The sequence below is a fragment of the Rhodococcus sp. NPDC079359 genome (assembly GCF_040702585.1).
In the GTDB taxonomy this organism is placed as follows: Bacteria; Actinomycetota; Actinomycetes; order Mycobacteriales; family Mycobacteriaceae; genus Rhodococcoides.
In genome coordinates, this window is record NZ_JBFBLH010000007.1 from 235,495 (window position 1) to 261,221 (window position 25,727).

The 25,727-nt window shown below is 65.4% G+C and carries 25 protein-coding genes; 13 read left to right on the top strand and 12 right to left on the bottom strand.

Annotated elements, in window-relative coordinates; all coding sequences use genetic code 11:
- Positions 1–11: 11 nt before the first annotated feature.
- On the bottom strand, positions 12–746 hold the full coding sequence (locus AB0362_RS18275) for an ABC transporter ATP-binding protein (protein ID WP_068048639.1): 735 nt from the start codon (positions 744–746) through the stop codon (positions 12–14).
- Between the two features lie 75 nt (positions 747–821).
- On the opposite strand from AB0362_RS18275, the gene AB0362_RS18280 reads away from it, so the two are divergent.
- Positions 822–1,586: a deoxyribonuclease IV gene (locus AB0362_RS18280; RefSeq protein WP_317549216.1), complete on the top strand. Its 765-nt coding sequence runs from the start codon at positions 822–824 to the stop codon at positions 1,584–1,586.
- Here AB0362_RS18280 and AB0362_RS18285 read toward each other — a convergent pair.
- The 5 genes from AB0362_RS18285 to AB0362_RS18305 all read right to left on the bottom strand — a co-directional run bounded on the left by AB0362_RS18285 (position 1,564) and on the right by AB0362_RS18305 (position 6,137).
- Complete coding sequence (locus tag AB0362_RS18285) at positions 1,564–2,259, bottom strand: hypothetical protein (RefSeq protein ID WP_149406848.1); 696 nt, start codon at positions 2,257–2,259, stop codon at positions 1,564–1,566. The two genes, AB0362_RS18280 and AB0362_RS18285, sit on opposite strands and share 23 nt — an antisense overlap.
- 106 nt (positions 2,260–2,365) lie before the next feature.
- Entirely contained in the window at positions 2,366–2,842 is a 477-nt protein-coding gene (locus AB0362_RS18290; RefSeq protein WP_317549217.1) for a DUF309 domain-containing protein, read from the bottom strand.
- A gap of 39 nt (positions 2,843–2,881) precedes the next feature.
- Positions 2,882–4,054, bottom strand: coding sequence for a multidrug effflux MFS transporter (locus tag AB0362_RS18295; protein WP_283347281.1), 1,173 nt, complete (start codon positions 4,052–4,054; stop codon positions 2,882–2,884).
- A 153-nt stretch (positions 4,055–4,207) separates the two neighbouring features.
- Positions 4,208–5,152, bottom strand: a complete 945-nt coding sequence (locus tag AB0362_RS18300) for an aldo/keto reductase (RefSeq protein WP_283347282.1) — start codon at positions 5,150–5,152, stop codon at positions 4,208–4,210.
- A gap of 52 nt (positions 5,153–5,204) precedes the next feature.
- Entirely contained in the window at positions 5,205–6,137 is a 933-nt protein-coding gene (locus AB0362_RS18305) for a DNA-3-methyladenine glycosylase 2 family protein (RefSeq protein WP_283347225.1), read from the bottom strand.
- A 176-nt stretch (positions 6,138–6,313) separates the two neighbouring features.
- On the opposite strand from AB0362_RS18305, the gene AB0362_RS18310 reads away from it, so the two are divergent.
- The 4 genes from AB0362_RS18310 (at position 6,314) to AB0362_RS18325 (ending at position 10,803) form a co-directional block, all read left to right on the top strand.
- Entirely contained in the window at positions 6,314–7,507 is a 1,194-nt protein-coding gene (locus AB0362_RS18310) for an MFS transporter (RefSeq protein ID WP_283347226.1), read from the top strand.
- Between the two features lie 120 nt (positions 7,508–7,627).
- Positions 7,628–8,170: a ribonuclease H gene (locus tag AB0362_RS18315; RefSeq protein ID WP_283347227.1), complete on the top strand. Its 543-nt coding sequence runs from the start codon at positions 7,628–7,630 to the stop codon at positions 8,168–8,170.
- 171 nt (positions 8,171–8,341) lie between these two features.
- The gene (locus AB0362_RS18320; protein ID WP_223145655.1) at positions 8,342–9,751 is read left to right on the top strand and encodes a hemolysin family protein; all 1,410 of its coding nucleotides are present in this window, start codon (positions 8,342–8,344) and stop codon (positions 9,749–9,751) included.
- Complete coding sequence (locus AB0362_RS18325) at positions 9,748–10,803, top strand: hemolysin family protein (RefSeq protein ID WP_149406853.1); 1,056 nt, start codon at positions 9,748–9,750, stop codon at positions 10,801–10,803. Before AB0362_RS18320 ends, AB0362_RS18325 begins: the two co-directional genes overlap by 4 nt.
- On the opposite strand, the gene AB0362_RS18330 is transcribed toward AB0362_RS18325, so the two are convergent.
- Both AB0362_RS18330 and AB0362_RS18335 read right to left on the bottom strand, forming a co-directional pair.
- A complete protein-coding gene (locus tag AB0362_RS18330) occupies positions 10,771–11,658 on the bottom strand; it encodes a pirin family protein (RefSeq protein WP_317549218.1) in 888 nt (295 codons plus the stop codon). The genes AB0362_RS18325 and AB0362_RS18330 overlap by 33 nt on opposite strands.
- Positions 11,655–12,026, bottom strand: coding sequence for a hypothetical protein (locus tag AB0362_RS18335; RefSeq protein ID WP_317549219.1), 372 nt, complete (start codon positions 12,024–12,026; stop codon positions 11,655–11,657). Before AB0362_RS18335 ends, AB0362_RS18330 begins: the two co-directional genes overlap by 4 nt.
- 541 nt (positions 12,027–12,567) lie before the next feature.
- Here AB0362_RS18335 and AB0362_RS18340 point away from each other — a divergent pair.
- Positions 12,568–13,599, top strand: coding sequence for a GGDEF domain-containing protein (locus AB0362_RS18340; protein ID WP_366236017.1), 1,032 nt, complete (start codon positions 12,568–12,570; stop codon positions 13,597–13,599).
- Here the strand turns inward: AB0362_RS18340 and zapE are convergent.
- Entirely contained in the window at positions 13,544–14,470 is a 927-nt protein-coding gene (gene zapE, locus AB0362_RS18345) for a cell division protein ZapE (RefSeq protein ID WP_317549221.1), read from the bottom strand. The genes AB0362_RS18340 and zapE overlap by 56 nt on opposite strands.
- 59 nt (positions 14,471–14,529) lie before the next feature.
- On the opposite strand from zapE, the gene AB0362_RS18350 reads away from it, so the two are divergent.
- Both AB0362_RS18350 and AB0362_RS18355 read left to right on the top strand, forming a co-directional pair.
- Positions 14,530–15,090, top strand: a complete 561-nt coding sequence (locus AB0362_RS18350) for a TetR family transcriptional regulator (protein WP_317549222.1) — start codon at positions 14,530–14,532, stop codon at positions 15,088–15,090.
- Between the two features lie 11 nt (positions 15,091–15,101).
- A complete protein-coding gene (locus tag AB0362_RS18355; protein ID WP_317549223.1) occupies positions 15,102–16,145 on the top strand; it encodes a glycerophosphodiester phosphodiesterase family protein in 1,044 nt (347 codons plus the stop codon).
- 10 nt (positions 16,146–16,155) lie between these two features.
- On the opposite strand, the gene AB0362_RS18360 is transcribed toward AB0362_RS18355, so the two are convergent.
- Positions 16,156–17,043, bottom strand: coding sequence for an oxidoreductase (locus AB0362_RS18360; protein WP_317549224.1), 888 nt, complete (start codon positions 17,041–17,043; stop codon positions 16,156–16,158).
- A gap of 35 nt (positions 17,044–17,078) precedes the next feature.
- Between AB0362_RS18360 and AB0362_RS18365 the strand changes: the two genes are divergently transcribed.
- The 5 genes from AB0362_RS18365 (at position 17,079) to AB0362_RS18385 (ending at position 23,407) form a co-directional block, all read left to right on the top strand.
- On the top strand, positions 17,079–17,288 hold the full coding sequence (locus AB0362_RS18365; RefSeq protein ID WP_269595683.1) for a DNA-binding protein: 210 nt from the start codon (positions 17,079–17,081) through the stop codon (positions 17,286–17,288).
- Between the two features lie 211 nt (positions 17,289–17,499).
- A complete protein-coding gene (locus tag AB0362_RS18370) occupies positions 17,500–18,282 on the top strand; it encodes a putative protein N(5)-glutamine methyltransferase (protein WP_317549225.1) in 783 nt (260 codons plus the stop codon).
- Positions 18,283–18,328: 46 nt separating this feature from the next.
- The gene (locus AB0362_RS18375; protein WP_149406861.1) at positions 18,329–19,030 is read left to right on the top strand and encodes a type 1 glutamine amidotransferase domain-containing protein; all 702 of its coding nucleotides are present in this window, start codon (positions 18,329–18,331) and stop codon (positions 19,028–19,030) included.
- A gap of 108 nt (positions 19,031–19,138) precedes the next feature.
- Complete coding sequence (gene lon, locus AB0362_RS18380) at positions 19,139–21,454, top strand: endopeptidase La (RefSeq protein WP_317549226.1); 2,316 nt, start codon at positions 19,139–19,141, stop codon at positions 21,452–21,454.
- An 87-nt stretch (positions 21,455–21,541) separates the two neighbouring features.
- Positions 21,542–23,407 carry an ABC transporter ATP-binding protein gene (locus tag AB0362_RS18385; RefSeq protein WP_366236018.1) on the top strand — a complete coding sequence of 622 codons (1,866 nt, stop codon included), beginning with the start codon at positions 21,542–21,544 and terminating at the stop codon, positions 23,405–23,407.
- Here AB0362_RS18385 and AB0362_RS18390 read toward each other — a convergent pair.
- Together AB0362_RS18390 and AB0362_RS18395 are read right to left on the bottom strand one after the other, a co-directional pair.
- Entirely contained in the window at positions 23,404–24,393 is a 990-nt protein-coding gene (locus AB0362_RS18390; RefSeq protein WP_317533507.1) for an iron-siderophore ABC transporter substrate-binding protein, read from the bottom strand. The genes AB0362_RS18385 and AB0362_RS18390 overlap by 4 nt on opposite strands.
- 85 nt (positions 24,394–24,478) lie before the next feature.
- Entirely contained in the window at positions 24,479–25,693 is a 1,215-nt protein-coding gene (locus AB0362_RS18395; protein WP_068048673.1) for a lipase family protein, read from the bottom strand.
- Positions 25,694–25,727: the final 34 nt, after the last annotated feature.

A 25,727-nucleotide genomic window follows, 5' to 3' on the forward strand; every position in this document is an offset into this window, starting at 1 on the left:
GGAGTGCGCCATTATCGGACCGTCTCGAGTTTCTTCATCCGCTCGAGTACGGCGTCGGCCGTGGGCGAGTTCAGCTGATCGATGACTGCGCCGTCGGCGAGGAACACGACGCGGTCGGCGTAACTGGCCGCGCGTGGATCGTGCGTGACGATGACGACGGTCTGATCGAATTCGTCTGCGGCAGTGCGCAGAATCGACAGCACCTCGCCGGACGAGCGGGAGTCCAGGTTACCGGTGGGCTCGTCGCCGAACACGATGTCGGGTCGGCCTGCCAGTGCACGGGCGCACGCCACTCGCTGCTGCTGTCCGCCCGAGAGTTCGCTGGGGCGGTGATCGAGGCGGTCGCGCAGGCCGAGTCGGTCGACCACGGTGTCGAGCCATTCTTTGTCCGGCGTGCGGCCGGCGATGTCGAGGGGCAGGGTGATGTTCTCCAGCGCGGTGAGGGTCGGCACCAGGTTGAAGGCCTGGAACACGAATCCGATTCGGTCCCTTCGCAATCCGGTCATCTCCTTGTCGGAGAGCGCCGTCAACTCGGTGTCGCCGATGGTCACCGTTCCCGAGGATGCGTTGTCCAAGCCGGCCAGGCAGTGCATGAGCGTGGACTTGCCCGAACCCGAGGGGCCCATGATGGCGGTGAATTCTCCGCGAGCGAATTCGACGCTCACCCCGGACAGTGCGTGGACCTGGGTGTCCCCTGATCCGTAGACCTTCGATACGTCGACCGCACGTGCGGCAATGTCGCTCATGGGTGCCAGTGTTCCAGCGTTCTGCGCCGGTCGCTATCAGGGGAGACCCTGAACACCACCTCTATGATGGGCGTCATGCGCATCGGAGCCCACGTCCGCGACAGCAGCGACCCTCTCGGAACGGCCGAGGCTCTCGGCGTCGACCTCGTCCAGATGTTCCTCACCGATCCGCAGAAGTGGAACAAGCTCTCCCCACATCCTCAGGGCGAGGCGTTGCTGGCCGGCGATGTCGACGTGGTGGTGCACTCGTCCTACGTCCTCAATGTGGCGAGCTTGAACAATCGGATCCGCATTCCGTCGCGCAAGGCCGTCGTCGAGCAGGCTGCTGCTGCGGCCGAGATCGGGGCCATCGGTTTGGTCGTCCACGGCGGCCACGTCCGTGAGGGTGAGGACACTGCCAAGGGAATCGACAACTGGCGCAAGCTGTTCGAGCGCCAAGCGGAGCAGGGCGGCTTCGCCGTGCCGATCTTCGTCGAGAACACCGCAGGCGGAGACTCCGCGATGGCACGCCACTTCGACGACATCGCCCGGTTGTGGGACGCGATCGGTGAATTCGGTGCCGGCTTCTGCCTGGACACCTGTCATGCGTGGGCCGGGGGCGAGGATCTGGTCGACGTGGTCGACCGGATCAAGGCCATCACCGGACGAATCGATCTGGTGCACCTGAACAACTCACGCGACGAGTTCGACTCGGCCAGGGACCGGCACGCCAATCTCGGCACCGGGACGGTCGACGCCGAGATTCTGACCGCCGTCGCACTTGCGGCCGACGCGCCGGTGATCCTGGAGACTCCGCCCGAGGGGATCGAAGACGACGTCAGGCTGCTGAAGAGCCTGTAGTGGTGAGAGCGAGGTCGTTCACGGCCGACGCCCACAGCCGGATCAGTTCGTCGATGCCCGGCAGATTCGCAGCCCAGGCGATGCGCGCGAGTGCGGTACCCGCACCCGTCACGGTGATCCCGATGTCGATGGCGTGATCGCGACTGGGCTCTGCCAGTGCATCCTCGTGCACGATGATCTGTGCTCCTGCGCGCGAGGCCAGCGCGGGATAGTTGCGGGCCAGCGCGTAGTCGCAGCCGCCGTTCGGCACCGAGTCGAGTCGCCTCGCGACCTCGTCGACGAGGTGCTCACGGTGCGAAGGGACGGCGAGCGCGTCGACGGGAAGCGTGGGAAGCCGGACCGGGTGAAGTGCGCCGGTGCTCTCGAGGTCGAGGTCCACCAGCACGCCGGCCGAGGAGCCGCGACGGTTGTTTCTCTGCCACGTGGACACGGCCGAGCCCAGAGCGGCGAGCAGCAGAATGCGGCGGTGGTGTCGGCCGTCGGGCAGAGTGAACGTCATCGACGTCTGTTCGAGGACTGCGGTGTGTTCGGTGAGCAACGGCCGCTCCGCCGGAGTCAGGACGGCCACCCAGTACGGAACCTGTTCGGCTACCTCGGTGCAGAGAGTGCGTCCGAGCTGAGCCGGACTGATCGTCTCGCGGTGCACGAGTCTGAGCGGTGCGAACACGGTCACGGCGACGAACCCCACTTTCGGTGCAGATTGTCCTAGCCTTACCTAACCCTCGCCAGGCTAGCTCAAGCCGTGATCGGACGCCAGGACGCCCCCTGTCGGGATCGGTTCAGCCGGTGGCGCGCAGCGCCGGAATGCCGGGAGCGACCGGCAACCTTCCGGTCTCGAGCTCGCCGAGCAGGCCCTCCGACCAGGTCAGCAGCCCGGTGACGTCGAGGTGGTGCGGTGGGTTGCACTCGAAGCCGACGAGCCGGTCGTGTCCCTGCCGAAGCAGCGAGGCGGCGCCGACGCGATTCCCGCGCATCAGATGGGTCAACCCGACGGCGAGTTGGGCGAGGCCCTGCCACAGCGGACGCTCGTCGGACGGGCAGCTCCTCCAGGTGCCTTCCAGTACCTCGTGCGCATGGAACGGCATGTTCGCGTCCAGGAATCTCTGCGCTTCGACGAGAGCGGCGGTGGGCGGAAGCCGAAGGTCGTCCGGCACCCGTGGGGTTCCGTTTCCACCGCGAGCCATGGGACGCCCAAGACCGTCACGAGGCCTGGCATTGAGGGGTTTACCGTGCGCATCACGTTCGCGTTCGGCCATGGCGGAAACCCTAGTGTGTGGTGGCCCGCACCACCGTGCTCATCGGTGGGAAGACGAGCGCGCGGTGATGACACCCAGCGCGATCAGCGCTGCAGCAGAGGTCACGACCATCGTGGTGGCCACAGCGATCGCGTCGTTTCCGAGCACGCCGACGATCGGCGCGACGATGGCACCGAGTCCGAACTGAGCTGCTCCGAGGAGGGCAGCGGCACCGCCTGCTGCCTCACCGTGCCTGGACAGTGCGAGCGCGGGCGCGTTGGGCATCACGAATCCGACGGCCCCGAGCACGAACCACAGAGGGACGACGAATCCGGCCATGCCGCCGACCCCGGTGATCGCCAGGACCGTCATGACAGCACCCGCGAACACGGCGAAGGACAGCGCCGTCAGCACGATCTGCACCGGTGCGAAGCGTCCGAGCAGAAGGACGTTGAGCTGCGAAGCCCCGATGAGCGAGATGGCACCGGCGGCGAAGACGATCGCGAACTGCTGCTCGTCGAGGCCGAACTCCTCCTGCAGGACGAACGACGACCCGGCGATGTACGCGAACAGCGAGGCCATCGCCAGTGCGGCGACGAGGACGAGAACGACGAACTGGGCGTCCCGCAGCAGTGAACGGTAGGTACGCAGTACCGGCATGACGCCGCTGGCGCGGCGACGCTCGGGCGGCAGCGTTTCGCGGAGCGACACGATGGCAAGAGTCATCAGAGCGACACCCATGATCGCCAGCGCCGCGAACACGAGACGCCACGATCCGACCAGCAGCACGCCACCGCCCAGCGACGGAGCCAGCACGGGAGCGACGCCCATGACCAGCATCAGGCGGGACAGGACGGTCGCGGCGGCGCGGCCGCTGAACAGGTCGCGCACGATGGCCATCGCGACCACGGCTGCGGCCGCAGCACCCAGACCCTGTACGACGCGAAGGCCACCGAGAACAGCGATGTTGGGAGCCACGATGCATGCCACGGAGGCCAGGATGTGCACTCCGGTGCCGACGATGAGTGGCAGCCGTCGGCCGACGATGTCCGACAGCGGCCCGATGATCAGCTGACCGAGGGCAAGGCCGACCAGGGTGCCTGCGAGGGTGAGCTGCACGGCGGACGAGGACGTGTTCAGGTCGTCGGCGATCGCCGGAAGAGCCGGCAGATACATGTCGATGGTCAAGGGGCCGAGCGCGATGAGCGCGCCGAGCACCAGGATCACCCGCAGGCGTTCCTTGGAGGTCGGCTCGGGGGACGTCTTCGTTGCCTGTGCTTCGGCTACGGCTGTCTCGGTTGCTGACGTGTTCGGTGCTAGGGCCACCCGAGGTTCAGCAACCGGGGTACTCGTTCTGTTCCCGTTGCTGACTACAACTTTCGTGTTCTAGGCCACGGCATCGGACAGTACCGTCAGCTTCTCGACTTCCTGGCTGGTCAGAGCCAACGCCGGCGCATCGAGCAGGGCCGGTAGCTGAGATATCTTGCTCGCACTCGCGATCGGGGCGGTGACTCCCGGTCGGGCCAGCAGCCAGGCCAGCGCGACGCTCGAGATCTCTGCCGCACGGGATTCGGCGATCTCGCGCAGACCCTGCACCACGTCCAGACCGGCATCGGAGAAGTATCCGGTGGTCAGTCGTTCTCGCTGCTTGCCGGCCAAGTCCTCGCGGGTGCGGTACTTGCCCGTCAGGAACCCGGCGGCGAGGGAGAAGTACGGGAACACACCGAGGTCGTTCTCGACGGCCAGGTTCTGCAGCTCGCCCTCGTAATCGCGACGGGCCACGAGGTTGTAGTGCGGCTGCAGTGCGATCGGCGGAGCGAAACCGTTCTCCTTCGTCAGTTCCAGCCACTCGCGAACGCGTGCAGGCGAGTAGTTCGAGATTGCGACGTGCCGGACCTTGCCTGCTTCGACCAACCCGTCGAACGCGGCGAGGGACTCCACGAGTGGGGTCTTCTCGTCGTCGTAGTGCGCGTAGTAGACGTCGATGTGGTCGGTCTGCAGCCGGCTCAGCGACGCGTCGGCGGCAGCCCGGATGTTGTCCGCGGCCAGTCCGCGGAACTCGGGATGCTGGCTGACCTTGGTGGCGATGACGACGTCGTCCCGGTTTCCGCGGGCTCTGGTCCAGTTGCCGATGATGGTTTCGGATTCGCCGCCGGAGTTGCCGTCGGCGAATGCCGAGTACGAATCCGCGGTGTCGACGAAGTTGCCTCCGCCCGCGGTGAACGCATCGAGAATCTCGAAGGACGCAGCCTCGTCGCTGGTCCAGCCGAAGGTGTTCCCGCCGAGGGCGAGCGGAAAGATGTCGAGATCGGAACGGCCGATGGCAACCACGGACAAACCCCTTACGTTGGCGTACAACTCGACTGTACGAGCAGTTCGGGGCTCAATGCCACGTGTGGTCCACCAGAGCGGTTCGCGGACCGAATTTGGGCTTGGTGGCCTTGCCGCTCAGGTACAGCAGCCGAATCGCGCGATGCCGATGCGGGGCCAGGGGCTGCAGATACTCGACCATCTCCGCGTCGTCGATCGGTCTACCCAGCAGTGACCAGCCCACCACCGACGCCAGGTGGTAGTCGCCCACCGACAATGCGTCGGGATCCCCGAGGGCGCGTTGCGCGGTCTCGGCCGCCGTCCAGACACCGACGCCCGGGATGGCTCGCAGCCTGCGCGCAGCGTCCTCCGGTGTCATTCCCGACGCCTCCTCCAGGCGTCCGGCCGCGCAGGCAGCGCGGACGATGGTCTTGGATCGGGCCGGGTCGACGTTGGCTCGGTGGTAGTCCCACGACGGAATGCGGCGCCACACGTCGGGTGTGGGGAAGACGAACATCGGCTTGGGCGTCGGACCCGGTGCCTTGTCGCCGAACTTGCTCACCAGGTACCGCCACGATCCGAATGCCGAAATTCCGTGTACGCGTTGTTCGATGATCGCCGGAATCAGGGCCTCGAGTACCAGTCCGGTTCGACCCAGTCGCAGGTGCGGTAGCTGCCGATGGGCTTCCCGGAGAATCGGATGCTCCGGTGCGAAGGTGCCGGCGTCGTCGTCCAACCCCAGCAGAGCGGGTGCCGCGTCCAACAGTTCGGGTGCGCCGGGGCCCCAGGCTCGAACCTGCGCGCTCGTCGGCGACACCTGTGTCAGGCGGTAGGTCACCGGGCCCGAACTCATCCTCGACGTGCGCCAGATCCCGCCGTCCGGCGTCGACTCGTAGGTGGGATCACCGCCGCCACGGCGCAACGGCGACACCGACATCCGGACGTCGATGCGCTGCTCGGACGTGACCAGGCGCGCGATCCCGTCGGTACCGGCGTCGTCGGGCATCGGTTCGTCACCTCCGAACGGTCGTGGCCATGCGGACCGAGTGGGTCCCCGTCAGGGCGTCGGTCGACACTGTTGCAACGTCGACGGCAAGATACATAGTGCCTCGCGGAGCGCAGGAGTGCCGCACGGAGTCTCTCGCCGCCTCTGGCCAGGTCTACAGCGTCAGGAGGATTTTCGTGGCTCGATCGAGTGCCGCATCGTTCGTCGGAGTCGCGTACGCGTTCGTCGTGGCGATGATGGGTACGACCATGCCGACGCCGCTCTACGCGTTGTACGAGGTCGAGTTCGGGTTCTCCGTATTCGTCGTCACGCTGGTGTTCGCGGCGTACGCGGTCGGTGTACTCGCCGCCCTGCTGGCTTTCGGGCGGTGGTCGGATTCGCTCGGTCGTCGTCCGATGCTGTTGGCGGGCATCGGGTTCGGTCTGATCAGTGCCGTGGTGTTCGTGACTGCGGGCTCGCTCACGGCGCTGGTGATCGGGCGGGTGCTGTCCGGATTGTCGGCTGGAATTTTCGTCGGAACCGCGACGGTGACCCTGATCGAACTGGTGCCGGACAAGTGGCGGGACCGTGCCCCGGCGATCGCCACGGCGGCCAATATCGGCGGCCTCGGCCTGGGTCCGCTGGTGGCCGGGTTGCTGGCCGAATACCTTCCGCAACCGCTACGCCTGACCTTCTTCGTCGACATCGGCCTGCTCGCGGTGGCCGCTCTGGCGGTGTTTCTCGCTCCCGAAACCGTTCGGGTCGCAGCGGGGGCGCGCCCGCAGATGCAACGACTGTCCGTACCGGCGGACGTTCGTGGCACTTTTCTGCGCGCGTCGATCGGTGGTTTCGCCGGTTTCGCAGTGCTCGGCCTGTTCACCGCGGTATCACCGGGATTCATCGCGGGGGTGCTGCAGATCGACAACCATGCCGTCACCGGTGTCGTGGTGTTCGCGGTCTTCGCGGCATCCGCGACCGCGCAGATCCTGCTGGGCCGGGCCGATCCGACGTCGGCGCAGCGCTGGGGTTGCTTCGTTCTGACGATCGGGCTGGTGGTCCTGGCGCTGTCGCTGCTCCTGACGTCGCTGCCGGTCCTGGTGATCGCGGCGCTGCTGTGCGGCGTCGGGCAGGGCGTGACGTTCAGCAACGGTATGGCGGCCATCGCCGCTGGGCTTCCGCCGGAACGTCGAGCAGAAGTGACCTCGACGTTCTTCGTGGTGCTGTACGTCGCCATCTCGTTGCCGGTCATCGGGGCCGGGGCTGCGGCGAACGAATGGGGATTGGTGACTGCGGGACTGGTGTTCTCCGCGCTCGTCGCAGCGCTCGCGGCGGTGGCGTTCGTGCTGCTCACCCTCGACGGCAGGAAGGCCAGGGAGTCCCACTACGCCTGACCCGGTTGGCAGTGCGCCGGAATCGAATTCGCACTGCCGCGCAGTCGAGTGCCAAGTACCTCGGTGTTCGTGCGCGAGTCACCCGGAGTTTGTCGGTGCCCCGAAGTAGGGTCTGAGACCGTGATCATCGTGAGTACGGACGGCTCGTGTCTGCGTAACCCCGGCGGAGCAATCGGGTGGGCGTGGGTCAACCACACGGGGCCGAGCAACTCCGGCGGTGAGCCCTCGGGCACCAACCAGGTTGCCGAGCTCAGGGCCCTGCTGGAGGCGGTTCTGGCGCACCCGGGCCCCGAGCCGCTGTTGATCGAATCCGACTCGCAGTACGCGATCAAGTGCGCGTCGGAATGGCTCGCGGGCTGGAAGCGCAAGGGCTGGAAAACAGCGGGCGGTACTCCGGTGCGCAACCTGGAGCTGGTGCAGAGCATCGAGCGAGCCATCACCGAACGTGAGGGTCCGGTCCGGTTCCGGTGGGTCCGCGGACACGTCGGCAATCACTTCAACGAAGCGGCCGACGCCTTGGCCGGTGAGGCCGCACGCGCCGTGGCCGCCGCCGGTACGCCGGCACCGGTAGCGACAACACCGGCTCCGGTGGCTGCTGCCCCTGCCTCTCAGGCACCGGTGACACGGCCCACGTCCGACGACGCGGTCCCGACGCTGTTCTGATCGGGCATCCCGCCCGGACGTGAGAATTGGACAACGGCAGCCGGTAGAATCTGGACATTCCACTCGAATCGGATTCTCTGACACCGGAGGCGTCGAGCGCACTGTGCACTCCATAGACTTCTTTCGGCCACCCGTGGCCGCTGCTCCGGCCGTTCGTTCTCGCGTGATCGCATGGTGATCACCGCGCTGCTTTCCTTGCTCCTCGGCTTCGTGCTCACCGCCGCGATCATCGCGGCCAACGGGTACTTCGTCGCCCAGGAGTTCGCTTACATGTCCGTCGACCGGGCGACATTGCGTACCGGTGCCGAGAAGGGCGACGCGTCGGCCGAGCGGGCACTGAAGGTCACCAAGCGCACGTCGTTCATGCTGTCGGGCGCGCAGTTGGGTATCACTGTCACCGGTCTGATGGTCGGATACGTGGCCGAGCCGTTCATCGGAGAATCGCTGGGCGAGCTGCTCAGCAGTGCCGGAGTGCCCATCGCGGTGGGCATTTCCATCGGCACGGTTGGCGCTCTCGTGCTCGCGACCGTCGTGCAGATGATCTTCGGCGAGCTGTATCCGAAGAATCTCGCCATCGCCAGTCCCGATCCGCTGTCCCGACGCCTTGCCCGCTCGACGCTCATCTACCTGGCCGCCTTCGGTTGGCTGATCACCTTCTTCGACAAATCCTCCAACGCGATGTTGCGTCTGCTGCGAGTCGAGCCGGTGCACGACGTGGACAGCAGCGCCACCGCGAAGGATCTGGAGAGCATCATCGAAGACTCCCGCGCGAGCGGGGATCTGACCGAGGACCTCTCGTTGCTGCTCGATCGCATCCTGGACTTTCCCGAGCGCGATGTCGCACACGCGATGATTCCTCGCACTCGGGTGGATGCGGTCACGCCCACCACTGCCATCGGTGAGATGCGGGCGCGGATGGTGCGTGCGCACACCCGGTATCCGGTGATCGGCGACCGTGAGGAGCCGATCGGTGTGGTGCAGCTGGCCGAGGTGATGGCCGCTGCGCCCGACGACACGCGGCCGGTCACCGAGATCATGCGGGCACCGCTGATCGTGCCGGAGCTCATGCCACTCGAAGATGCCCTGGAGTTGTTGTCCAGCACCAAGAACGAACTGGCGTGCGTCATCGACGAGTACGGCGGATTCGCCGGGGTGCTCACCATCGAGGATCTCGCCGAGGAATTGGTCGGCGAGATCACCGACGAGCACGACGACGAGGACATCGCAGGCGTGCACGATCAGGAAGACGGAGTGTGGCTCATGGACGGCGACGTCCACGTCGACGAGGTCGAACGCACGATCGGTCGCGACATGCTGTTGCCGCGAGGCGATTACGAGACGCTCGCAGGCCTGCTCATCGCGGAGGGCGGGAATCTGCCCGAGGTCGGAGACACCGTTCGTATCGATCTCGCGGTGTTCGGAGCCGATCTGATGGAAGACGAACCGCCGCGTCCGTCCCTGGAAGTCGAGGTGCTCGAGGTGGACCGGCACGTGCCGAGTGAGCTGAGAATCAGACTGCACGAGAACTCGCCGGACGGCAGCGAGGCGTCGTCGGAGTCGGACGAGGACGCGGAGCGATGAACGCGTGGGTCGTCGTCGCGGTGACGGTACTGCTCATCGCGCTGAGTGCGTTCTTCGTCGTCATCGAGTTCGCGCTGCTCGGTGCCCGTAGGCATCGACTGGAGGAGAAGGCAGGCACGAGCCGATCGGTTCGGGCCGCGCTGCGCGGAATGAACGAGTTGACGATCATGCTGGCAGGCGCGCAGCTCGGCATCACTGCCTGCACCTTCGCTCTCGGTGCCGTCACCAAGCCTGCCGTCGATTCCTGGCTGGGCCCGGTGTTCACCTCGTGGGGTGTGCCGGGATGGTTGGCCGGAACCGCCGCGTTCGCGCTGTCGCTGTTGCTCGTGACGTTTCTGCATCTGGTGATCGGTGAGATGGCCCCGAAATCCTGGGCCATCGCACACCCCGAACTCGCTGCCACCATCATCGGGTTGCCGTCTCGGGCGTTCATCCGCCCCTTCCGGCTGTTCCTGGTGTGGGTCAACAAGATCGCCAACACGCTCGTCCAACGGTCGGGAGTGGAGCCGGTCGAGAACGCTGCGGTCGGCGGCCGCGACGCCGAGACCATCCGCAACCTCGTCGAGTACTCGTCGCAGGTCGGCGTACTGGAACCGGAACTGCAAACCCAGATCACCCGGGTGATCGAACTCGAGACGCTGACCGTCGAGAAGATCACGGTGCCCGACTCCAAGGCGACGTCGGTTCCGCACGGTGCCACGGTGTCCGACGTGCAGGCCGCGGCGCTGCGGTCCGGTCACCTGCGGGTACTGCTCACCGACAGCGCAGGCGCGACGCCCGGTGTCGTGCACGTGCGCGACACGTTGCTGGCAGCCGCCGAGGAACCCGCCGCCGACTACGCACGGGAGGCCTACTCGGTCGACGGATCGACACCGGTGTACGAGTTGCTACGGCAGATGCGCAACCGCAGCGTTCAGCTCGCGGTTGTCGAGACCGACGGACAGTTCCTCGGCATCGTCACGCTCACCGACGTCATCAAACGCGTACTGCCCACGGCTCGTGCTGCACAGCAGGACAATTCAGCCGCGCGGTTGCATCCGACTGTTGGGTAGCGCAGGTGCGTGCAGTCGAGATCCCGGATAGCCCTCGACGGTGCCGAACTGCTCGCTGCCGCGCTCGTAGGCGGCCCGGTACTCGACGACGTCCTCGTGGCTGCGGCCGACGAAGTTCCACCACATGACGATCTGCTCCCCGAACGGCGGTCCACCGAGCAGCAGCATCCGCACCGGCTCTCGGGTCGGATTGTGCAGATCGAGCGTCGAATCGCCCGGTTCGCGATAACCGAGTTCGGCTGCGGCGAGGACGGTCTCGTCCATCGTCACGGTGCCCTGATCGACGATGACGCCGTGTTCGAACGTCGGGTCGACGTCGAGGGTGACGCGGGCTCCGGCGTCGAGCACGATCTCGGCTCCGAGGAGTGGGGTGAACGTGGCCACCGGCGAGGTCTCGCCGAGCAGTGAGCCGAGAAACACTCGAGCCGTCAGCCCCTGGCTCGTGTGAGTCCGCGGCACGTAGTGCTCGAAAGCCGGCTCGGTGAAACGAGAGCGAGCCGGAAGTGCCACCCACAGTTGCATGCCGTGCAGAATTTCGGTCTCCGGGGTGGAGGTTTCGGAGTGACTGATGCCGTAGCCGGCCGTCATCAGATTGAGCTCTCCAGGACGCACCATGGCATGCGATCCGACGCTGTCGCGATGCTCGATCTCGCCGGAGAACAGCCAGCTGACGGTCTGGAGTCCGGTGTGCGGATGCGGCGGCACGTCCATCGACGACGTGTCGGGGCCGTAGTGGTCGGCGAAGCACCACGCGCCGATCAATGAACGCTGTCGCTGGGGGAGCGTGCGCCGGACCTTCAAGGCGCGAGGACCGCCGAGGGGAACCTCGCGTGGGGTGAGAATCTCGATGGTCATACGTGCAACGCGGTTCCGCTGAGCAGCCGCACGTCGTAGGACTCGGCCGCACCGTGCACCTCGGTCGATCCACCGTGGACCGTGTACAGCACCGCATACGAGGTGAAGGTGGCCGGTTGGCCGTCGTCGGAGTCGATGGTGACGCGTGGCAGTACGACCAGCAGGTGGGTCCGGTTGCCGTCCGACAGATTTTCGACGACGGTGCGAACCTCGAAACCCAGGTCGGATCGAGTGACATCGGTGGACTCGAGCGTCTGTCCGCTCAGAACGAGTTGCGCCGCCCAGACGCCTGCGGATCGATGGGCATCGAGGGTCCCGGTGATGTCGTCGCCGGTGAAGTCGTAGTGATTCGCTGCTGTGAAAGGCATGGTCACAGGCTATGCCTCGGGTCGACGAAAAACTTCGAAAGAATTTCTCATCCGGTACCCATCCGCCTTGCGAGGTGCTGCGAATGTCCAATGAGACACCCGCTACTGCTGTCGCCCCCGACCGCCGTCAGTAGTGGGTGTCTCCCTTTGTGTGTGGAGCACAGGTGTCCACACCGGTTGGGCAAGCGACCGTCGAGCGCTACGCAGGCTGGGCGAGACCGGATCAGGAGATTTCGGGCGAGCCGAAACGATGATCGGTACGCTTTCGCACCTGGGCAGTTCGTTTCACAAGGGGAGCCACATGCACGAAGACTCTCGATTGCCCGCATCGCGCCACGGCGAGCGAACGAATGCGTCCCTACGACCACGTTCGGGGCGGGTACACGGCGAGACACGTAGTCGCCACCGCAAACGGTCGACCACCGTCTCGTCGCCGAGATCGATCTCGAGCATCACCGTTCCACCGCTCGGTCCGCAACCCAGTGCGGCTCAGGTCATCCGCCATTGGTTCGCTGCTCCGCACGATTTCGACTGGATTTTCGTGCACAAGTCGACTCGTCCGCTGCACCGATTGATCCGAGTCGTGTTCGCGAGCTGTGTGGCGCTGTACGCCGCCGTGTCGATGCTGATGCTGGCCTCACCGAACGGGCCGACCGGATCGGGTCCGGTTGCCTACGTGATCTTCATCCTGGTTCTGCAGTGCGCCGCCATCGTGTATCTGCTGTTCGGGCCGCTGCCGGACCGCAAGTGGCAGGTGGTGACTTTCCTGGTATTCGGCGATGTCGGTCTGGCGTCGGTGATTCTTCTCGATGTACCCACGTCGGCGCTGATCGGCACGTTCCTCTTCGCGCTGACGGGGTCGATGTGCACCTTCTTTCTCGGACCGAGGCTGCTCGTAGCGCACCTCGTGTTCGCCAATCTGGTGATCGTCTACATCGGGGCGGCCGCGTACGTACAGGGATTGTGGGGTCCGTGGGATGCGATCGCCGCAGTCCTCGTCGCCGGAGGTGCGACGTCGGGTGTCCCGATCTTCGCCCAGATCGCCTGGTCGCTGGTGTGCGAGGATGCACGGCAATCCGAGATCGATCCGCTGACACGGATGAAGAACAGACGCGGACTGCAGAACGCCATCGAGGATCTGTGGTCGGTCGCTCGCGGCGAGCGGTTGGCATTCGTTCTCGTTCTGGTCGACATCGATCGGTTCAAGAGCGTCAACGATCGCTACGGTCACGACCAGGGTGATGCCGTCATCGTGCTCGTTGCCGACCGTCTCCACGGTCACCTCGGGAAGTCGGGCGTGGTGGCGAGAACCGGGGGCGAGGAGTTCGTGGCCGTCCTCGTCGGCGAGGCAGAACAACTGTGTGAACTGGTACTCGAGGTGAGTGGCACTCTGACGGATTGCTCGGATCCGATACCGGTGACAGTGAGCGCAGGCGCAGTCGTGATCACTCCTGATTCCGACGCGTGGACATCAGGGGTCGACGTGGTCAACGATGTCACGCGCGCGGCGGACTCCCTCATGTACCGGGCGAAGGCGAACGGCGGAAATCGAACGGTGCTCGAGTCGATGTAGGGCCCAACTCACTGAGCCTGCTGACCAATCGATCGGTGTCGAGACCCGAACATCCGACGGCGAATTCATCCAGCGGGACGAGGGCGTGGAAGTCGACCCGCACATCACGGTCGTAGGCGACGTCCACGAGATTCGCGAACCGCTGCGCGGCGAACTCGTCGACAGTCGACAGCGGGGGCACCTCGGTGACGGTCAAGCTGGCTGTCTCCTCGAACAGTCGAAGGTAATCGCCCGTCGAGCGAGCGGCGCAGCAGAGATCGGCAAACGTCCGACCGTCGATGCCAGACTCGAGGATCCAACTTCCCGACGCGAATCGCGACCCACTGGTGCCGGCGGCGCGGTAGTCGACGGGACCGTCGACGCAGATCACCTCGAGATTCCTCTTCAGCTTCTCGATCGTCGGAACGAAGGTTGGGTGGTACAGCGGATTGGGCAGCAGGTCGTCGGGGGCGTAGTTGGAGGTGACGACCAGAGCGACCTCGCGGGCGAAGAGGGCGTCGAGCATGCGCGTGATGAGCCGGGCGTTGTCGATGTCGTGGACGTGGAACTCATCGAAGCACAGCAGTTCGGCCTGCACTCCGGTGTCGCCCGTCGAGAGGACGTCGTCGATGGCAGCGTCGATCGAGAAGCCGTGACGGAAGTACGCAGCGTGCAGGTCGCGAAAGAAGCTATGGAAGTGGACGCGCTTCTTCGCTGTGGTCTCGGCCCCGGCGAAGTAGGCGTCGAGCAGCCAGGTCTTGCCGCGGCCGACCGGACCCCACAGGTAGACGCCGACGGCACCGGGGGTCGAGAGCGCGTCGGCGGCTGCGGCTTGCGCGTCGTCGAGGGTGAAGTCGGCTTCGAACGTGTCTCGCGGTGCGCTCGGCCTCATGATCGAACCGTACGCCGCGATCCTCTACTTTTGTAGAGTGGGTGTGTAGGGTCACGCTCATGGATCGCCGAACCGCCATCGCAGATACGGCGCTCGAAGTCATCGCCCGCGACGGCCTGCGGGCACTGACGCATCGGGCGATCGATTCGGCGCTCGACTACCCGGCAGGGTCGACGTCCTACTACTTTCGCACCAAGTCCGATCTGTTGGCTGCAGTGGCCGCCCGCCTCGTCGAGCGTTCGCATGCGTCGTTCATGGAAACAGCCGGCGACGAGAGCGATGTCGCCACGGTCGTCGCGCGCTATCTCCACGATGCGCTCACTCATCGAATGATCGAGCTTCGGGCCCGCTACGCTTTGATGCTCGATCCTGCTGTTGCGCAGGATGTTCGGGATGTGCTGGCTAGATCGTTCTTCTCGCTCGACAGGGCGCGGGAGTTGTTCGACGAGCCGGCTCATGGAGGTGGCCTGGTCTCGCTCTGCGAGGGCTTGATCGCCGACGTGGTGTTCGGCCGCCGCACATCGAAAAATGTTGCAACGCTGCGAATACCGATCTCCGTCTACCTGCAGGGTACCGGGAGTTCACTGCGAGGGACCCGGGTGGACACCGACCCTCCGTAGCCTCGTCGAGCATGCGATTCGGTCGATTCCTGCCTCTGGTGTGCGTTCCCCTCGCGGTGTTGACGGGGTGCGGAACGGACACGGCAGCGGACCCGACCCCGCTCGGCTCGTTCGATCTGCAGGCGCACCGCGGCGGACTCGGCTTGGTTACCGAGAGCACCATCGAATCGTTCACCAACGCACTGCAACTCGGGGTGAGCACCCTCGAATTGGATACTCAGATCACCGAGGACGGCATCGCGATCGTCACCCACGACCGCAAGGTCTCGGACAGCAAGTGCGTCGATACCGGTGCGCTCACACCGGGGGACTCCGAGTTTCCGTACGTCGGGAAGTTCGTGAACACACTGACACTCGCGCAGATTCGCACTCTCGACTGCGGAGCCCTACCTCTCACGGACTACCCGGAGCAACGACGCGTGCCCGGCGCTCGGATGCCGACCCTCACCGAGGTGTTGGATCTGGTGAAGTCGGCCGAAGCGCCGGATGTGAAGCTGAACGTCGAAACCAAGGTCGAGGCGGGCAGCCCCACCGAAACTGCTCCGCGCGAGCAGTTCGTCGACACGGTTCTGGCGACCATCCGCGACGCAGACATGCTGGACCGGGTCACCGTGCAGAGTTTCGATTGGGGCGCACTGAAATTGGTCCGCGACGCCGAACCCGAGGTGCCTGTGGTGGCGCTGACCAACGGTGACTTCCTGCAGGTGGGCCAGGACGGTGCTTCTCCCTGGCTGGGCGGAATCGACGTCGACGATTTCGGTGGAGATGCGATTGCCGCGATCGATTCGTTCGGAGCGTCGGCGTACTCACCCGTGCAGGGGACCCCGCAGAGCGGGAAGGTCGGCGACCCCGACTTCGAGCTCTACGTCACCCAGGACATGGTGGACTCCGCGCACGAGCGCGGAATACGAGTGATCCCGTGGACCGTCGACGATCCCGACACCATGCGCGCGCTGATGGATCTGGGCGTCGACGGCCTGATCACCGATTACCCCGACCGATTGCGCACCGTCATGAGCGAGCGCGGACTAGCATTGCCCGCGCCCGCCCTGTGACGATTCCCCGTCAGAACGGGTAGCCGACTCCGGTCAACTTCTCGCTGGCGTCCCACAGCTTCGCAGCAAGAGCGGGGTCCTGTGCGGTCTTGGTCATGCTCGCCGGGCCCGGCTTACCGCGCGTCTCGAACAAGGACTTGGGGCCGCTGTACGTGCCGCCACCCGCAACGTCGACCGCGTAGAGCGTGGGACGTGCTCCGGCACTGGCGGATTGCGAAAAGAACTTCAGTCCGATCGGAGCGAGAGTGGACAGGATCTTGTTGCTGCCCAAACCGTCTGGGCTCGAGTACAGCTCGGTGGCCGAGATTCCGGGGTGCGCGGCATTGCTGGTGATCTTCAGTCCGGCCTTGTCGATCCGGCGCTGGAGTTCGAGCGCGAACAGGATGTTCGCGAGCTTGGAGTTCGCGTATCCACGCTGGGGGTTGTACCCACGTTCGAGCTGGAGATTGTCGAAATCGAGCTTGGGGCCCTGCCGGTGCGCGACGGAAGCGATGGTGGTGATCTTGGCGTCCGCAGCGAGCTTGGGGAACAGCAGGCCGGTCAGGGCGAAGTGGCCGAGGTGATTGGTGCCGAGCTGGAGCTCGAACCCGTCCGCCGTCTCGGTTCGCAACGCAGGCATCATGACGCCGGCGTTGTTGATCAGCACGTCGATCGACTCCGGTGCCGACGCGGCGTACTCACGAACCGAGGCCAGGTCGGCGAGATTCAGGGTGGCGGTGTCGACGGTTCCGTTGGGTGCCTCCGCCGAAATTTTGGCCGCGGCGGCATCGGCCTTGTCCTTGTTGCGGCACGCGAGCGTCACGTGGTCGCCTCGCTTCGCCAACTCCAAGGCGGTGTAGTAGCCGATACCGGTGTTCGCACCGGTGATGACAACGCGTCTCTGCTTGGTTTCGGGCACGCCGCCAGGCTACCGGTCTGTTTTAGACTTTGCCCGTGAGCAGAGCAGAAGCCGACGAACATGCGGAGTTTCCGAAGGGCACCGGAAATCCCGCGTCTAGGGCACTCCGCGCGGCGGGATACCGGTGCCTGGACGATCTCGCCGGGGTGCCCGCGGCCGAGCTAGAGACACTGCACGGTGTCGGTCCGAAATCGCTGGCAGTCATCCAGGCAGCACTGGAGCAGACCGGTCGATCGCTGGGTTGAATGCCCCAAGTCTCAGACTCAGTGACTCGGTTGCGTCAACGCCGACCTGCCGGTTCTGCCTCGAAACTTCATCGTCGTGCGTGCCTACCAGGGCCGAGCAGATCCGATGGGCCGTGGAATCCACGTTTATCGGACTCTCCTCTCCTGCGACATACCGGGCTACAGTGTTTCGACGAAGCAGCTGGGCGCACGGCATTTCAGGAGGCCGTCCATGGCGGAACTCGAGTACGACGCGGTGGTGACCTCGCTGCGCGCTGCCGGGTGTGTATTCGCCGAGGAGGAAGCAGAGATCCTCGCCGAGTCCGCGTCCACTCCGGCCCAGCTGCAAGAGATGCTCACACGCCGCATCGCCGGCGAACCGCTCGAGCACGTTGTCGGGTGGGTGTGGTTCTGTGGTCGACGCATCGCCGTCGAACCGGGCGTGTTCGTTCCGCGACGCCGCACCGAGTTTCTCGTCGAATGTGCTGCAGCGCTGCGTCCTTCGGTGCTGTTGGATCTGTGTTGTGGATCTGGAGCAATAGGGCTGTCGGTCGGTGGCGTCATGGAATTGCACGCCGCCGATATCGACGCCGCGGCGGTCGCGTGTGCCAGGCGCAACCTCGATGCCGACGGGGGCGCGGTGCCGGTCGGTCACGTGCACGGCGGTGACCTGTACGACGCACTACCGCCGGAACTGCACGGCAGATTCGACGCGATCGTCGTCAACGCTCCCTACGTCCCGACCGGCGACATCGGGCTGATGCCGAGAGAGGCGCGGATCCACGAGCCGCACATCGCGCTCGACGGCGGTACGGACGGTGCCGGGATTCATCGTCGCGTCGCCGTCGGCGCGCCGGAATGGCTGGCCCCAGGCGGGCATCTCCTCGTCGAAACCAGTGCAGCACTGATGCATTCGACGCTGCAGACCGTGGTCGAGGCGGGATTCGCAGCCAGTATCAGCGAGTCCGAGATGTTCGACGCCGTCGTGGTGATCGGTTCGATGGGCGAGCTGTGATCGACCGGGTGTTTCGATCGTGGGTCTTCGTGGCATTCCCCGGGGCATGACTACACTGCTGTTTGCGGTAACCGCTGCCGATCACTGGACCTTGAACGACGGAAGTAAGCACCCCACCGGATACTGGGCCGAGGAGCTCGTCGAGTCCCATCGCACGTTCGTCGACGCAGGCTGGGACATCACGGTCGCCACGCCGGGCGGCAAGGCTCCGGTCGTCGACCAGGGCAGCCTCGCGGTCGATGCCAACGGCGGCGACGAAGAGAAGGTGGCGGATCAGAAGAGCTACCTCGCCTCTATCGAGTCGATCCTGTCCTCGCCCGCAAAGCTCGAGGAGCAGAAGGCGTCGGACTTCGACGTCGTCTTCGTTCCCGGCGGTCACGGACCGATGGAAGACCTCGCCGTCTCCGAGAGCTTCGGTGCACTGGTTGTCGACTTCCTCGACTCGAACAAGGTGGTGTCCGCGGTGTGCCACGCACCGGCCGCTCTTCTTCCTGCCGTCCGCAGTGACGGAACCTGGGCATTCGACGGGTACGAGCTCACCGGATTCACCGACGAGGAAGAGACCCAGGCCGGTCTCGCCGAGAAGGCTCCGTGGCTGCTCGAGACCCGGCTGCGCGAGAACGGCGCGAAGTTCGATTCCGTCGATGCGTGGGCACCGAACGTCGTCGTCGACCGCAACCTGTACACGGGTCAGAACCCGGCGTCGACGCGTCCTCTCGCCGAGAAGCTGGTCAGCGCGCTGAAGTAGCAGGTCTGGACGGTCGGCGTTCTGCCCACGGAGAACAGTGGACACCGAAGGGAACATCACTACTGCTTTCGAAGTTGAGCCCCAATAGCTCAATCTTTTGGAGGAGAAGTGACCGAAACCGTTCGTGTCCCCGTGCTTTTTCTGACCGACCCGATCGTCCTGCCCGGAATGGTGGTGCCCGTCGAGCTCGACGAGGCTGCGCGCGCCGCCGTCGACGCGGCGAAGGCGAGCAACGATGACACGTTGCTCGTCGCGCCGCGTCTCGAAGACCGCTATGCCGCGTACGGCGTCCTCGCCACGATCGTGCAGATGGGACGCCTGGCCGACGGCCGTCCGGCCGCGGTCATCAAGGCCGGCCGCCGCGCCCACATAGGCCACGGCGTCAGCGGACCCGGCGCTGCCCTCTGGGTGGAAGCCGAACCCGTACCGGACGAGGCCGCAGGCGATGACCTCAAAGCCCTTGCTGCCGAATACAAGCAGCTCGTGGTGGCGATGTTGCAACGTCGCGACGCATGGCAGGTGATCGACTCGGTCAACAAGCTCACCGACCCGGGCGCGATCGCCGATACCGCCGGCTACGCGTCGTATCTCACCGACGTGCAGAAGCGGGACCTTCTCGAAACACCGGACGTGGCAACGCGTCTGACGTCCTTCATCGAGTGGACCAGGGCCCATCTCGCCGAAGTCGAGGTCAACGACAAGATCTCCGGCGATGTCCGCGAGGGCATGGAGAAGACCCAGAAGGAATTTCTGCTCCGGCAGCAGTTGGCGGCCATCCGCAAGGAACTCGGCGAGGACGAGCCCGACGGTGCCGACGACTACCGCGGCCGTGTCGAGGCTGCGGACCTGCCCGAGAAGGTGCGCGAACAGGCGCTGCGTGAGGTCGGCAAACTGGAACGGGCCAGCGATCAGAGCCCCGAGTCTGGCTGGATCCGCACCTGGCTCGACACCGTGCTCGATCTGCCGTGGAACAACACCACCACCGACAACAACGACATCGATTCTGCACGTGCGGTTCTCGACGCCGACCACCACGGCCTCGACGACGTGAAGGATCGAATCGTCGAGTACCTGGCCGTCCGGGCGCGTCGCTCCGAACGTGGTCTGCAGTCGGTCGGTGGGCGTGGGTCCGGTGCCGTCATGGTGCTCGCGGGCCCGCCCGGAGTCGGCAAGACCTCGCTCGGCGAGTCGGTGGCCCGTGCGCTCGGTCGAAAGTTCGTGCGCGTCGCTCTCGGTGGCGTCCGCGACGAGGCCGAGATCCGTGGGCACCGTCGTACGTACGTCGGTGCATTGCCGGGTCGGATCGTGCGGGCCATCGGTGAGGCGGGATCGATGAATCCCGTTGTCCTGCTGGACGAGATCGACAAGGTCGGCTCGGACTATCGCGGCGACCCCAGCGCCGCTCTGCTCGAGGTGCTCGACCCGGCGCAGAATCACACGTTCCGTGATCACTACCTCGATCTGGATCTCGACCTGTCCGACGTGGTGTTCCTCGCCACCGCCAACGTGATCGACCAGATTCCCGGCCCGTTGCTCGACCGGATGGAACTGGTGACCATCGACGGCTACACCGAGGACGACAAGGTCGTCATCGCCCGGAACTACTTGCTCCCCCGTCAGATGGACAGGGCGGCAATCACATCCGAGGAGGTGACGGTCACCGACGCCGCGCTCCGCACCATCGCGGCCGAGTACACCCGTGAGCCGGGAGTGCGCCAGCTCGAACGCCTGCTGGCCAAGGCCTTGCGCAAGGTCGCGACGAAGTTGGTGGGCACAACCGAGGTTCTGTCCATCGACGAGCCGGACCTGGTGACCTACCTCGGTCGTCCGCGCTTCACCCCCGAGGCGCACGAGCGCACCGAAGTGCCTGGTGTGGCAACGGGTCTGGCGGTCACCGGACTCGGCGGCGACGTATTGTTCATCGAGGCTGCGTCGACCGAAGGCGATCCGGGTCTCAAGCTCACCGGTCAACTCGGCGACGTGATGAAGGAGTCCGCGCAGATCGCACTGTCCTACGTGCGCTCGCACGCAGCACGATTCGGCGTCACGCAGGAATCTCTCGACCGCAGCATCCACGTGCACGTTCCGGCGGGCGCGGTGCCGAAGGACGGTCCGTCGGCGGGTGTGACGATGGTGACGGCCCTGGTGTCGATGGCCACCGGACGGCCGGTGCGCTCGGATGTCGGCATGACCGGTGAGGTCACGCTGAACGGTCGGGTGCTGCCGATCGGCGGGGTGAAGCAGAAGTTGCTGGCTGCGCAGCGTGCGGGCCTGAAGACGGTGTTCATACCGGCGCGCAACGAACCGGATCTGGACGATGTGCCCGCAGAGGTGTTGGAGGCGTTGGATGTTCGCCCGATGACCGACGTCGCCGACATCATTGCGCTCGCCCTCGAGCCGACGGCCGCAACCGTGGCGGCGTGAGTTCGGTGCAGTCGAGGTCGGTAAGGGGATCCGCACTTGACCTCGACCTATGTCGAGGTTCTACGTTGGTGACATGAGGTTGATGACATGAGCATGGAGATGACCGCCTGGAACCAGATGTATCGCACGATGAACAGGCCGGACACTCAGTCGTCGTTCTCGAAGGTGACGGCCCGCAGGATCCTGAGGTTCGCTGCGCCGCATCGCCGTGCCCTCGGTGGGTTCCTGGTGCTCAGCGTGGCCCTGGCCGTTCTCGCCGTGGCCACGCCGGTGTTGGCCGGCCGGGTGGTCAACGCCATCGTCGACGGGCGCGAGCTACGAGTGGTGGTGTGGCTCGCCGTGGCGATCGCGGCCATCGCTCTGGTGGACGCCGTGGTCGGTCTGATCAATCGGTGGCTCTCGTCGAACATCGGCGAGAGTTTGATCCTGGATCTGCGGACCGCGGTGTTCGATCACGTGCAGCGCATGCCGGTCGCATTCTTCACCCGAACCCGCACCGGTGCGCTGGTGAGTCGACTCAACAACGACGTCATCGGCGCGCAGCGCGCATTCAGCACCACGCTGTCCGGGGTCGTCAGCAACCTGGTGACGTTGGTGCTGACCCTGGTGGTGATGATCGGGATCTCCTGGCAGATCACGCTTCTGGCATTGATTCTGCTTCCGGTGTTCGTGCTTCCCGCTCGCCGGATGGGTCGACGCCTCGCGCGGTTGCAACGTGAAGCGGCAGCTCACAATTCGGCGATGAGTACGCAGATGACCGAACGATTCTCGGCACCGGGAGCAACACTGGTGAAACTGTTCGGTCATCCCGAACAGGAATCGGTCGAGTTCGCGGTGCGCGCCAAGCGCGTCCGAGACATCGGTGTACGCAGCGCCATGGTGCAGACGGTGTTCGTGACGGCGCTGACTCTCGTCTCGGCACTGGCCCTGGCCGTGGTGTACGGGCTCGGCGGCTTCTACGCCCTGCGGGGGACGCTCGACCCGGGTTCGGTTGTGGCGCTGTCTCTTCTGCTGGCTCGCCTGTATTCCCCGCTGACTGCGCTGGCAAGTGCTCGGGTGGAGATCATGAGCGCACTGGTCAGCTTCGAGCGGGTCTTCGAGGTTCTCGATCTGGTTCCACTCATCGCAGACAAGCCGGACGCCCAGACTCTGCCGCCGGGGCCGGTGGCCGTCGAGCTCGACGACGTTCGGTTCGCGTACCCGTCTGCGGACAAGGTCTCGCTCGCCTCCCTCGAGGAGGTCGCGACCCTGGATTCACGAGGGGGAGAGGAAGTGCTGCACGGCGTCTCGTTCCGAGCCGAACCCGGTCAGATGGTCGCGCTGGTCGGTACGTCCGGTGCGGGCAAGTCCACGATCGCACAGTTGATCGCACGGCTGTACGACGTCGACGGCGGTGCGGTTCGACTCGGAGGCGTCGACGTGCGAGACCTGACGGCCGAATCCGTCCGCGGCACAGTGGGAATGGTGACCCAGGACGGTCATCTGTTCCACGAGAGCATCCGGTCGAATCTGTTGTTGCCTCGGCCCGAGGCAACCGACGACGAACTGTGGGATGCGCTGTCGAGGGCGCGGCTGGCCGACCTCGTGCGATCGCTGCCCGACGGCCTGGACACCGTCGTCGGCGAGCGAGGGTACCGACTCTCCGGCGGTGAGCGTCAGCGCCTGACGATCGCGCGGTTGCTGATCGCGCAACCACGAGTCGTCATTCTCGACGAGGCCACGGCTTCACTGGATTCGACGTCCGAGGCCGCCGTGCAGGCTGCGTTGGCCGAGGCGTTGGAAGGAAAGACGTCGGTGGTCATCGCGCACCGGCTCTCGACCATCAGGGTAGCCGATGTGATCCTGGTGATCGAGGACGGGCGAGTCGCCGAGCGAGGTACGCATGACGAGCTCCTCGCCGCGGGAGGTCGTTACGAGGAACTGCATCGGACGCAGTTCGCACAATCCGGTTAAGCGTCCGGAACCACCGTGGACGGGTCGTCGTCGGTCGCCGCTGCGAGCATCGGGGTGAATCCGTCGATGGCGTAGTCCAGGGAGAGCGGACTCGAATATCCCAGGGCCGAGGGCAGATCGGTGCTGAACGAGCCGATGTAGACGGTTCGATCCTGCTCGACGACGTCGAGTGCGGCGATGATCGGGTTGGCCTCTAGCTGCTCGCGGCTCTGGCCGGCGATGACAAGGACGTCGGTGTCGAGTCGGTCGAGGTTCTCGGGACTGATGGTCTCGGAGGCGTCGGGAATCTCGAAGCCGAGGTCGGTGAAGAACAGAGCGCGGATGTCGTCCCTGCCGAGCAGTAGGTAGCTGCCGTCGTCCATGACGAACGCGAGAGACAGTGACTTGCCGGTGAACTGAGGATTCTCGGCCTCGGTGTCGGCGAACTTCTGCTCGAGCGTGGCCGTCCGGTCCTGTGCTTCTTGCTGCTTGCCGAGTGCTTCGCCGACGACGGCGAACTCCTGCTGCCACGTCGCGGCCGGAACGTTGTCATAGCCGCCGATGTCGGCGATCGTCGGGGCCATCCCGGAGAGCTGGTCGTACTGGCCCTGGTTGATGAAGGAGTACGGGCCGAGAATCAGGTCGGGTGCCTGCGCCGCGATCTGTTCGAGGTTGAGATCGGTGCTGCCGACCTCGGGAATCTCGGTACCGCCCAACGCTTCCTGGGCCCATGGGCGCTGCCGGTAGTCGTAGCTGAGGTTGCCGCGGGTCGCGACGGGCTTGACGCCGAGCGCGAGGGCGAAGTCCTGCTCGTTGAACCCGATCGTCACGACGCGGGTGGGCTCGGTGTCGATGACCGTCTCACCGAATCGGTGATCGACGGTGACCGGAAATCCGTCGGCGCTCCCGGAGTTACCGGTGGGTTCGGGCTCGTCGGTGGACGAGCAGCCGACGGCCAGCGCCAGAACCGAGGCACCGGCGACGACGAGCTGGACGGACTTCTTCACGGGGTCTCCTCGCAACGGAACTTAGCGAGGTTAGCCTAACCGACCCATCGAAGCGTCGATCATGTGCCGGGGTCGGACGTCCCGATCAGCAGGTGGACGTCGCCGGTACACCGGCGAATCGCTGGTCGATCCATTCGAGTGCCTGCGGAAGGCCGAGCACTGCAGCAGTCAGGTGATCGTTGCTGGGCACCTTTACCTCGGTCACCAGTACTCCGGCGCGGCAGTACCGGGCAATCGTGTTGTCGATGGCGCTGACCGGGATCAACGCATCGGAGGGGCTGTGCCACTCGAAGTACGGTGCTTTCGGTACGCCGGGGTACAGCTCGACGCTGTTGTCGTTGACGGCGGCGATCGCTTCCGGGCTGCTGATCAGGTCCAGCGTGCCAGCGACCTCCATGGCGCTCTTGCCTGCGCCTGCCGCGATGATGTCGTTGGTGCACCCGTTCTGGATCTGGCTCTCGATCTGCTTGCCGAGCGGGTTGAGCTGAGAGCTGATCGGGATGCGGGTGGGGTACTCGCGCTCGATTCCGAGCGCGGCAGCGAACGCCAGACCGAACATGGGGTGCGGGGCGAAACCGAGATCTCGGGCCATGCGCTCGAGGTTCATCGGAGCACCACCGTTCGCGCTGCCGACGATGTTCAGCTCGGGTGCGTAGTCGTTCTGAAGCGCAGCTGCCCATGCTGTCGCCATTCCGCCACCGGAGTAGCCGGCCAACGCGACCGGGCTCTGCTGAACCTGGATGGGATCGAAGCGCTGAGTGGCGCGAATGCTGTCCAGCACGATCTGTCCGCCGAGCCTGGCGGCACCGTAGGCGCTGTTGGGTCCGAGGTGATCGGCGATGACGACGGTCCAGCCGCGCTGCAGTACTGCATTCAGTGCGGGTGCTTCACGAATCTGGAGATTGGGGTCGTTCGTCCACAGCGCTTGTGAAGGTGCACATTCGAGACCGAGAGCATTGATGATGTGTTGGTAGGAAAGCACCGGCCCGTTGGGTGCTTTGTTTTGCGGAACCAACACGGTATTGATTGCGGCGATGGGATCGCCGGCCGAATTGGTGGAGCGGAAATTCAGCTGCCACACGTCGACGCCGAAGAATCCGGGGGGCGGGGGCATCGGACGGCTCGAGATCACATCGCCCGGTGCGAGCGCATCGAGATCCACAGGCGGAGAGTAGAAGCCGTCGGCGATAGGCGTCGGATACAACGGCGCTGCAACTGCCTGACCTGCGCCGACGAGTGACGAACACAGGACAGCAACCGCCGTCATGCTGACAGCACCTGCCAACTTGAGAACCCGCATGTGGTAAACCCCTCCGTGCCTGAACCGAAGCGAC